Genomic DNA, 9,550 nt, shown 5'->3' on the forward strand with positions numbered 1-9,550 from the left:
GGTGAAGAACCCGGCGGCTTTTTTTCTGTGGTGACGCGACGACCGGCCGGAGCGTTGCCTTGCTGCCAGGGCACCGAGAGCGCCAGCAGCAATCGCCACTATGAGGGTGACGGGCCCTTCCTCGGTTCGCGCTCTTCTTCGACCTGCCGTTCCGCTTCGAGCCAGAATTCCAGATCGCGGTCGGCCGGCCGGCCGGCCTGCTCCCACAGTTCGTAGGCGCGTGCCCGCACCTTGCCGCGCCGCATCATGCGGCGGAGCTTCTGCTTCATCTCCTCGGCGAAGCTCCTGAACCCGCGGGACGTGGTTTCGTCCTTGACGAGCGCGGCCGCTCGCGTGGCTAGCTCGATCTGGTGCTCTATCTTTTTCTGCTCGTCCACTGCCGACGCTGCCGTGGGAGGGAATGTTGTCAGAGCCATGCTGGTCAGACACTGAATGCCTTTCCAGCAAATCCCGTTCCCTCAAGCACCCAAGGCCGCTGATTTTTTTCGGAGAACCGAGATCTGCTCTAAGCCACCTCGTATCCGATCCGACAGGGCTGACGGCTTTCACAGACCCATCCCAAGCCGAAGCAGAATGGGCAGGCCTTGTCGGTCACAACGTATCCGGCGTCCGCAATGTATTCGACTCGTCCTCGTTGCGCAGCTCCTGCTCGGCGGCGCGCCAAAATTCTTCGTCGCGACCTTCGGGCTTGCCCGCCTGCTCCCAGAGCTTGTGCGCACGTTCTCTGATCTCTTGCTCGGTCGGCTCGGGCATGTCGTCTCCTGCTGATGAAGCACGGCCCCACCCTGGGGGGTATGGGGGGCTTGGAGGCGGGGCCGTGCAGACCAGCGATCGGCGGCGACGCTGGCCCGCGGAGTCAAGCCGCGATGGATGCGAGAGTTCCTATTCGTGCGAGAGCCGCGCCACGCGGCGCCAGCTCCATCAACTCGACTGATGAGCGTTGTGCACGTCGGTGGTAACGGAGGAAGGCGGACGGCAGAGCCAGGGATTCTCACGTCACACAACAAGCAACCTTCGAGAAGCCGCCCAAGGCGGAGCTTCGCTGGCGCGCAACGGCAACACTGGATGCGGCTAGAGATCAGGACTTGTCGTGCGCGTACTTCTCCAGCAGCAGCCGATTATATTCTTCCCGCATGGCCTTCCGCGAGATGTGGCCCTTTCGGTCCTTGGCAATCTTCAGAAGGTCGGGATCAGTCGGTGCCCGTGATTTCCGCCCAAATCTCGCAAAGAGCCGGGTCGCCGGCGCCGACGCCGTTCCAAACAATCGGTCAAACCATCCCATCGTGTCCTCCCGGACAAAACGAAGATGAACGACAGTATCATCAGGAATTTGGAGGTCAAACGGACAGCGCAACTGCACTTTTCGAAAGGCGTATCACAAAACAAGGCCGCCGTGCGGAGTGAAAACCGAGCACTGGAAAAGCTGAGGGGGTCGTTCGTTCCGATTCGGGGGCTCAGACTAGTGCGCCGGTCTCTCCCCGTGTGCAAAAAATCGGGGGGCACGGTGCATTTGTGTGCACTTTCAGACGGTGGGTTCCTTTGGTGGAACGCTAAAAGCACTCACTCACTAATCGAGTGGAAGCGGATGCGTTCTGAAGAATCCAACAGTGACGGCGCGCCTGAAAACGAGCTGCTGCGGTCACTTGCCCCCAAGGACTTCAGAAGTCTCAGACCCTATATGGATGAGATCGACGGGTATTCCGGCCAAGCTCTCTGCTATCCAGGCGATGCCGTCGAGAATATCTATTTTCCTTGCGGACCCACGCTGGTTTCCTTCGCCGTTGCGACCGATGATGATCGCGAGATTGAAGTTCTGCTGGTTGGACGGGAGGGAGCCGCAGGCGGCGTGATCAGTCACGGCCTCCTGCCGGCCTACTCTCGCTTGGCAGTGAAAATGGCTGGGCCATTGGTCCGGCTCTCAGCCCGCAAGCTTTATGAGGCGCAACAAGAATCGAGTGGGCTGAATCAACTGCTCGCCAGATATGCCGATTGCTTTGTGGCGCAAACTTTCCAATCAATTGCCTGCAACGCGGCGCATTCCATCGAGCAACGGGCAGCGAAGTGGATCATCGATCTCGTGGAGCACACGGGTGCTGGCACTGTTCCACTCACGCATGAGCAGTTTGCAGGGATACTCGGAGTAGGGCGAAGCTACGCCAGCCGCGTCCTTCATGACTTCAAAGCTGCCGGCGTGATCGAGACCGCCCGCGGCAGTATCACCGTTCGCGACCTCAAAGCTCTTCATCGCAGTTCTTGCTCATGCAACTCGTCGGTCAAAAAGCATTTTGCCGAGGTTCTCCGAGCGGAAAGAAACGGCGGGAAGTGACCCTTGTGATTGCTTGATCTCAGCGGTAGCGCTTCGTCATTACCCTGAGGATATATACGGGCGTGTCCTCGCTGACCACGCGCAGTGTCCAGTTCTCACCCGGTCGCAACCCATTCTCCACGTCCCGTACCAACCGGAGCGCAGCAGCCCAGGCGGCTTCATCGTCCTCCAGGAACTCGCCCGTCTCGTCCGTGTGTGGACGATTCCCCTCAAAATGAAAGTAGTACCTGCGCATTCGCCGCCAATGCACTACGCCGGTGGATGTTCCACGTGGCATTCTGCCTTCGCTCGGAAGGCTCCAATCTCAGGGGAACATTCTCCGCAAAGTTCGGAAAGTACGTCCATGCCGCCAGCTTCTCTCCTGGAGCTGAAGCGCTCACTCGCTAAAGTCCGATCACGCGCCCATCGCTCATGTAGCCATGGGTTACGACGCTGAGCGAACTGACGAGCAGCTTCTCATTGACGCGGGGATGGAGCAGCCCCGGTAGCTCGTCAGGTGGTCATAGGTTTGAATCCTATCATCGCCATCAGAGCCGAGCCGCTACTGTAAGACGCACCGCGAGGGGTTCTGCTGGGTGAACATGACGATCGGCGACGCCTTCGATAGGTTCACCCGGCAGTCGCGACACGTAGTAATATTCGATCTGGTTCGTGTGCGCATTGAAGAGGTTGAGCACGTCGAGCTGCACGCGTAGCCCGTTGTCGAATCGATATCCCGCGCGCGCGTTGAAAATGAGCGACGACAGCGACCGAACACTGTCGTCCTCGACAAGCGGTCGTGGTCCGAAATAGCGAGCTTTCAAAGCGCCGAACCAGCCGGTCTCGTTGCCGAAGGTAATGGCAGCGCTTCCTACCCATGCCGGCGCGCCGGGTATGCGGTCGCCCACAGGGTCAATGTTGGTAAAGCGCGCGCGGGTGTAGGCGAGATCGAGATCGACCGACAGCCAAGGCAGCGGCTTGTATTGGTTCACCCACTCGACACCGACCCGGCGGCTCGGCCGGCTCGGCTCGGTCGTACCAGCGTCGCCGACGAATAGAAGCTCGGAATCGAAATCGAGAACGAATAGTGCGACCGAGCTGGTGAGGCCGTTGATGGGTCTGGTGCGAACGCCGACTTCCGCACCGCGTGACCGCACCAGCAACGGCACACGATCGAGCGGCGTCACTTTGTCATTGGGATCAACCGTGATGGTCGCGCCCCTGATATCGTTGCTGTGCAAGCCGTACCCGGCATTGCCGTAGAGTTCAGTCTTGAACCACGGGCCAAGCACGATGCCGGCCTTGGGGCTCACCATCGAAGCCTGCGCATTCCCTGAATTTTCCGGCGTGTCACTCAGCACACGCCCCGCGAACAAATCTTCCCGGATGCCGACCGTCGTGCGCAGCCAGTCGGTCCAACGCGTCGTGCTGTCGGTCCATATGCCGACGTTGCCCTCCTGCACCCGATCCTCGCGCACGGTCGAAAGCCAATTTCGCTGCTCGGTCTTGAACAGGCCCACCTGGATGTCGTCGTAGCGGGTCTGCACACCCACGCGGGTCTGAGTCTCAAGGCTGCCAAACCGCCAGTCAAAAGCGTGTCGTGCATCGAAGCCGCCGACCGATCGGCGATCGAGTTGGTTGAACTGGTCGCCATTGACGGGATTGTCGAGAAAGTACGTGAAGTTGTTGTAGAGCTGCAGGTCTGAACGAATAGCGTAGGCGCTGACGTTGGTCTGGCCGTACGCGCTTGAATGGGCAAAATTGGCGGACAAGCTGAACCGACTGGAGACGCCCCCATCAGTCGGATCGATCGTCCCCCAGCGATTAATCAAGCCTTGATCGATGGCCCTCTGCGCGACCTGATCGGTGGAATTCCAGGCGTTGGCATAGGCCATGCCGCTCAGAGTGAAGCCATCGGTCACGGTGCCCTGACTATAGCGCAGCAGACCATTGATCTTGCGCACATCGTCCGGAACATCCCATGGACCGTTATACTTTGTACCTTCGATGGCCGAGAGCAGAGTGCCGTCGCCGACGGTCGCGGATCCCGCCGTCACGGCACGGCGGTACCCGAAGCTGCCAAGGCTCACTTCGGCGATGTTTCTGGGCAGTTTATTGACATAGTCGATTCCGACAGCTCCGGCCGAGCCGAAATCGCCAACATCTGCGAAGTATGGCCCCTTGCGTACGTTCACCGACTGGATCAGCTCCGGAATCAGGAAGTTGATATCGGCATAGCCTTGCCCATGGCCATGGGTCGGCATGTTGACGGGCATGCCGTCCACGGTAATGGCCAGATCCGTCCCGTGGTCGAGATTGAAGCCGCGTAGAAAATATTGGTTGGCTTTGCCTTCTCCGGAATGCTGCGTGACAATCAAGCCAGGAACGATCTCCAGGGCTTCGCCGGGCCGGGTGAACGGTACTGCATTTACTTCAGCCCCCGCGAAGCGGATCGCGCTGGCAGCCGTCGGTCGCAAAGCATTCGGGCCATCAGATGAAGATGCTGGCATGACGCCACCGGACTCTCCGATCGAGAGCTCTTGTGTGGGGCGGGCTACAGACCTGTTGCGCATCTCCCGGTTTGGCAACGGCTTTTGCCGCGCGACCCGCTTGGGGCCTGCGGTTGGACCGGTGACGGTGACCGGGGGCAGCTGACCGACCTGCCGCGCTGAAACCTGCTGCGCCTCGGCAGGAATCGCGATCATGGCGGACGACGCAGTCGCGGAAAATATCCGCAAAAAAGCTTTGCGCACCCGGGACGCCCCCACTCACTTCCAACAGCAGTTCACTTGGCTGCAGCCATTCCGATCCCGCTCCGCAGGCTACCAGCGCAAGTATGACGTTTCAATCGGTTTATCATACTATCCGCCCTCGCGAGGGCCGCGTGGTCCTTGGGCAAGGTCAGACTTGTTGCTTTGAGGCACCTTGGCGCTCGTTTGGCTCGGTTCACTCGCCACTGCAGACGCTCGCGACCTTTGCATTAGCGCCGTTGATGCAAATCCCACCCCTGCAGACGCGGACAAAGACGGCGGCAAGATCGCGATCCATTGTCCATTGTGCTTAGGTCATCATGGGTGCGAAACAGGGATAGCCGGCTCCTTTTGGCAGCAAAGGAGTTGCCGAGTCGATTGCGAGCAAACTCGTGTTTGCTCAAAGCCGCGCCGCTAACCGCGGCAGTCAAGTCATCCGAACCCAGACGCCGTTGGCCGCGGATGACTTCACCGCAGCATCGATCAACTTCACACCTGCAAGCCCATCCTCGACCGTCGGAAAGACGACATCGGGATGCGGCTTTTCGCCGGCCGTTGCCGCACGGATGGCGCGCGCCGCCTCGGCATAGATTGTTGCGAAACCTTCAAGGTAGCCCTCGGGATGTCCCGATGGAATGCGGGTGACCCGACTCGCCTCGCGCGATGCTCCGGCGCCGCCGCGGGTCAGGAGCTGCCTGGGCCTGCCGTACGGTGTGAACCAAAGTTGATTTGGATTCTCTTGCGCCCATTCGAGACCCCCTTTGCTCCCGTAGACACGCAGCGTGAGCCCGTTCTCATTGCCGACGGCAACTTGGCTCGCCCACAGCATGCCCCTGGCGCCGCCCTTCCACTTGAGGAGGATCTGGACATCATCATCGAGGCGCCGCCCCTCGACAAACGTCGACAATTGAGCGAGCAGCTCGTCGAGCTCGAGCCCGGTGACGAAGCAGGCAAGATTGTAGGCATGGGTGCCGATGTCACCGATGCACCCACCGACTCCGGACCGGGACGGGTCCGTACGCCATGCCGCCTGCTTCTGGCCGGTGGCTTCCACCCGCTCCGTAAGCCAATCCTGCAGATACTCGACCTTGACGAGACGGATCTCGCCGAGATCACCATTTGCCACCATGGCGCGCGCTTGCCGGACCATGGGATAGCCGGTGTAGTTGTGCGTGCGACGAAGATCCTGCCGGTCTTCCTGACCAGCGCCACCAGTTCCAGCCTCGGCGACCGTTGACGTCAGCGGCTTGTCGCAGATGACGTGGACGCCAGCTTCGAGAAACGCCTTGGCGACCGGGCCGTGCATGTGATTGGGCGTCACGATCGAAACCGCCTCGATGCCATCTGCTCTCGCAGCTTCAGCCCGCGCCATCTCCTCGAAAGAGCCATAGGCACGGTCGTCAGCAATGCCGAGGTCCTTTGCGGAGGCTTTCGCTCGATCCGGATCCGACGCGAGCGCGCCGGCCACCAGTTCGAACTGGTCGTCGATGCGAGCGGCAATGCGATGGATGGCCCCGATGAAAGCACCTTGGCCGCCGCCGACCATCCCGAGACGGATACGACGATAGCCGCCAGTTCCATTGCCTGCTTCGATAGCCATGTTGCACCCTCTCTTCAGGTGATGCCGAGCATCTTGCGGTTGGCAGCATCGTCAGCGCCGGTGCCTGCGAAGTCGTCGAAGGCTCTCTCAGTAACCCGGATGATATGGTCTCGGATGAACTCGGCACCCTCGCGCGCGCCTTGCTCGGGATGTTTCAGGGCACACTCCCACTCGAGCACCGCCCAGCTGTCGTAGTCGTATTGCGTGAGCTTCGAGAAAATGGCGCCGAAATCGACCTGACCATCGCCGGGCGACCGGAAGCGCCCGGCACGGTCAACCCAGCTCTGGAATCCCCCATAGACGCCCTGGCGGCCAGTCGGGTTGAATTCGGCGTCCTTGACGTGAAATGCCTTGATGCGCTGGTGGTAGATGTCGATGTAGTCGAGATAATCGAGCTGTTGCAGGACGAAGTGCGAGGGATCGTAGAGCAGGTTCGCGCGCTTGTGGTCATTCACCCGCGCGAGGAACATCTCGTAGGAGACACCGTCGTGAAGGTCTTCGCCAGGATGGATCTCATAGGCGAGATCGACACCGTGCTCGTCGGCATAGTCGAGGATGGGCCGCCAGCGCCTGGCGAGTTCGTCGAAGGCCGTCTCGATCAGGCCAGCGGGACGCTGCGGCCAAGGGTAGACATAGGGCCAGGCAAGCGCGCCGGAGAAAGTCGCCTGGGCAGTAAGCCCGAGTCGCCTGGACGCAAGAATGGCGCGCTTGACCTGATCGACCGCCCATTCCGTGCGGGCCTTGGCGTTGCCGCGCACTTCCGGCACGGCGAAGCCGTCGAATGCCGCGTCATAGGCGGGATGAACGGCGACGAGCTGGCCTTGGAGATGCGTCGAAAGTTCGGTGATGGCAAGGCCGTGGCGGGCCGCGACACCCGTCACCTCGTCGGCATAGGCTTGAGACTCCGAAGCCTTTTTCAGATCGAAGAGCCGGCCATCCCAACTCGGAATCTGAATGCCCTTGTAGCCCAAGGAGGCGGCCCAGCCGCACATCGTGTCGAGCGAGTTGAACGGCGCCGCGTCGGCAGCGAACTGAGCGAGGAATATCGCAGGACCTTTGATCATCTTCATCGATTGTTTCCTTCCCCTTGGACGTTCTTTTGGGGCGAATGCCTGATGGCGTGAGCGACAATCAATTCGGGCGCGCTCGGCTGAGCGATAGTCCGCAACTGAACACGTTGCTCCCACTTCCCAACGCTCTGGACCCATCATCCGGATCGCTTTTCTTGGTGCGAGGATGCCGGCCATCAAGGGAGAGCGCAATACCGGACTATGCGCGCCGGGGCTATCGCATTTGGGAGTTTTCCCTGCGGCCATCCTTCGAGACGCCCGCTTGGGCGGGCTCCTCAGGATGAGGACGGAGTTCGCGGCGGCAGTTTCAACGAGCGCTGACGTTAGATGAGCCTCATCCTGAGGAGGCGCGTAAGCGCCGTCTCGAAAGACCAGGCGTGGGCGCAAGCCGCCGCCACAAGTCATATGCGATAGCCCTGGACTGCGCACGGGGAGGCTCTAGAGCGAGATCGGCAGTGTCAGCGAAAGCAATCGTACGGACGCGGCTCCGCATTCTCGCGGCTGAATTCGCCCGAGCTTTGCTTGATCGCTCCACCCTCTTTAATCAAGAGGGCGCAGGGAAGGCCGGGTGCTGACACAGCACCCGCGGTCCGCTGCGCGAAAGCACACGCAGGAAGAACCGCACAGCAGCATACAGGTGGTGCCGATCACTCGGCCTTCCCTGCGCGATGGTCGGACGGCTTATGCCGTGCTCTCCCGGGAGCCGAGTTCCTTCTGGCCTCCCTCGCGCCTCGCGGAATTCACCGGCACCGCGCCGGTTGACGCTGATGCCGCCTCCGCAAGAGCTTGACCGTAGCAACGACGGCCAGGACCACACGGTTTTGCCGTACGCACGGCCCGCCATTTCGCCGCAGTTTTCCCCGCTCCGTCGACAGAGCCGGAAACTTGCAAACGAGACAAAGCCTAGCAGCGCCGTTCGTCCGCACGATGCCCTGGGCTCACGGAGAGCAATCCGCCCTGCCCTAGCTGTCGCGCCCGACGCTGCCGCGTCCACCGCAAGCCCGGCTCGCGAACAAGACGACCTCATGATCGCCCCTCAAGATGAGCCGGGATGGGTGAGATGTACGACAAAACCGAATTTCGGTAAAGTGGAATATTTTTGTGCGGAGGGGTTGACAGGGTGACGGCTGGCAAACGTCTGCCCGACAGGCGGCCACGACGATCTAACGCCGGCTTGTTCACTCGGGGGCGAGTCTATTAAGCTAACCTCAAAGGTCGAGTCTCTTTTGGATCAGATATTTGAGTTGCTAGGTCATTAGGCTAATGGAGAAGAGTTCGAACCGATCGTCGCCCTTCGTTGTATGGTCGGCCGAAAAGTACAAGGCTGTTGGCCACTGCATCTATTGCGGTTCAGCTGCCAATTTGTCTGATGAGCACATCGTTCCTCTCGGCTTGCAACCCAAAGGGGGTGACTGGTTCTTGCCGAAGGCCAGCTGCGCTGAGTGCGCTGATGTCACAAAGCGATTTGAGGGATTGTGCCTGCAAGGCACCCTTGGTCCACTGCGCGCAAAGCTGAATTAGAGCTGGCCCCGCAAATTCGGACAGTAGCTTGAGTGGATTTTCTGCCTGACAGCGGCGAGGATTCTTGCTGCGAATCAGGAGCGAAGATGACGAAGAAGAGCCGCCGGACGCATTCTCCGGCATTCAAGGCGAAGGTTGCTTTGGCTGCGGTCAAAGGAGACAAGACACTGGCGGAGCTGGCGCAACTGTTTGATGTTCATCCGAACCAGATCACGATCTGGAAAAACCAGCTCCTGGAAGGCGCCGCCGGCGTGTTTGGGCATGACAAGACATCGGCCGAGACGCCGGTCGATTTGAAGGCGTT

8 protein-coding genes and 1 pseudogene are annotated in these 9,550 nt (G+C 60.5%); 2 read left to right on the plus strand and 7 right to left on the minus strand.

From position 1 onward, the window contains the following. Positions 1–98: 98 nt before the first annotated feature. The 3 genes from RCO31_RS28765 to RCO31_RS28775 all read right to left on the minus strand — a co-directional run bounded on the left by RCO31_RS28765 (position 99) and on the right by RCO31_RS28775 (position 1,282). A complete protein-coding gene (locus tag RCO31_RS28765; RefSeq protein ID WP_231088620.1) occupies positions 99–377 on the minus strand; it encodes a DUF2934 domain-containing protein in 279 nt (92 codons plus the stop codon). A 214-nt stretch (positions 378–591) separates the two neighbouring features. Beyond that, positions 592–753: a DUF2934 domain-containing protein gene (locus tag RCO31_RS28770; RefSeq protein WP_008560730.1), complete on the minus strand. Its 162-nt coding sequence runs from the start codon at positions 751–753 to the stop codon at positions 592–594. Between the two features lie 325 nt (positions 754–1,078). Further along, on the minus strand, positions 1,079–1,282 hold the full coding sequence (locus tag RCO31_RS28775; RefSeq protein WP_308971738.1) for a hypothetical protein: 204 nt from the start codon (positions 1,280–1,282) through the stop codon (positions 1,079–1,081). A 24-nt stretch (positions 1,283–1,306) separates the two neighbouring features. Between RCO31_RS28775 and RCO31_RS28780 the strand changes: the two genes are divergently transcribed. Beyond that, the gene (locus tag RCO31_RS28780; RefSeq protein ID WP_308971739.1) at positions 1,307–2,326 is read left to right on the plus strand and encodes a Crp/Fnr family transcriptional regulator; all 1,020 of its coding nucleotides are present in this window, start codon (positions 1,307–1,309) and stop codon (positions 2,324–2,326) included. Between the two features lie 19 nt (positions 2,327–2,345). Here the strand turns inward: RCO31_RS28780 and RCO31_RS28785 are convergent, their stop codons facing one another. From RCO31_RS28785 to RCO31_RS28800, 4 genes and pseudogenes are all read right to left on the minus strand, one after another. Beyond that, positions 2,346–2,603, minus strand: coding sequence for a DUF6894 family protein (locus RCO31_RS28785; protein WP_308971740.1), 258 nt, complete (start codon positions 2,601–2,603; stop codon positions 2,346–2,348). 250 nt (positions 2,604–2,853) lie between these two features. Next, on the minus strand, positions 2,854–5,010 hold the full coding sequence (locus RCO31_RS28790; protein ID WP_145641663.1) for a TonB-dependent receptor: 2,157 nt from the start codon (positions 5,008–5,010) through the stop codon (positions 2,854–2,856). 472 nt (positions 5,011–5,482) lie between these two features. Further along, positions 5,483–6,655, minus strand: a pseudogene (locus tag RCO31_RS28795) (Gfo/Idh/MocA family protein). A 14-nt stretch (positions 6,656–6,669) separates the two neighbouring features. Continuing rightward, positions 6,670–7,725 (minus strand): sugar phosphate isomerase/epimerase, encoded by a 1,056-nt coding sequence (locus RCO31_RS28800; RefSeq protein WP_145641675.1) that lies wholly within the window; start codon positions 7,723–7,725, stop codon positions 6,670–6,672. Positions 7,726–9,332: 1,607 nt separating this feature from the next. Between RCO31_RS28800 and RCO31_RS28805 the strand changes: the two genes are divergently transcribed. Beyond that, on the plus strand, positions 9,333–9,550 hold a 218-nt coding region (locus RCO31_RS28805; protein ID WP_018648304.1), incomplete at its 3' end, for an IS3 family transposase.

This window comes from Bradyrhizobium sp. LHD-71 (assembly GCF_031157255.1).
GTDB lineage: Bacteria > Pseudomonadota > Alphaproteobacteria > Rhizobiales > Xanthobacteraceae > P52-10.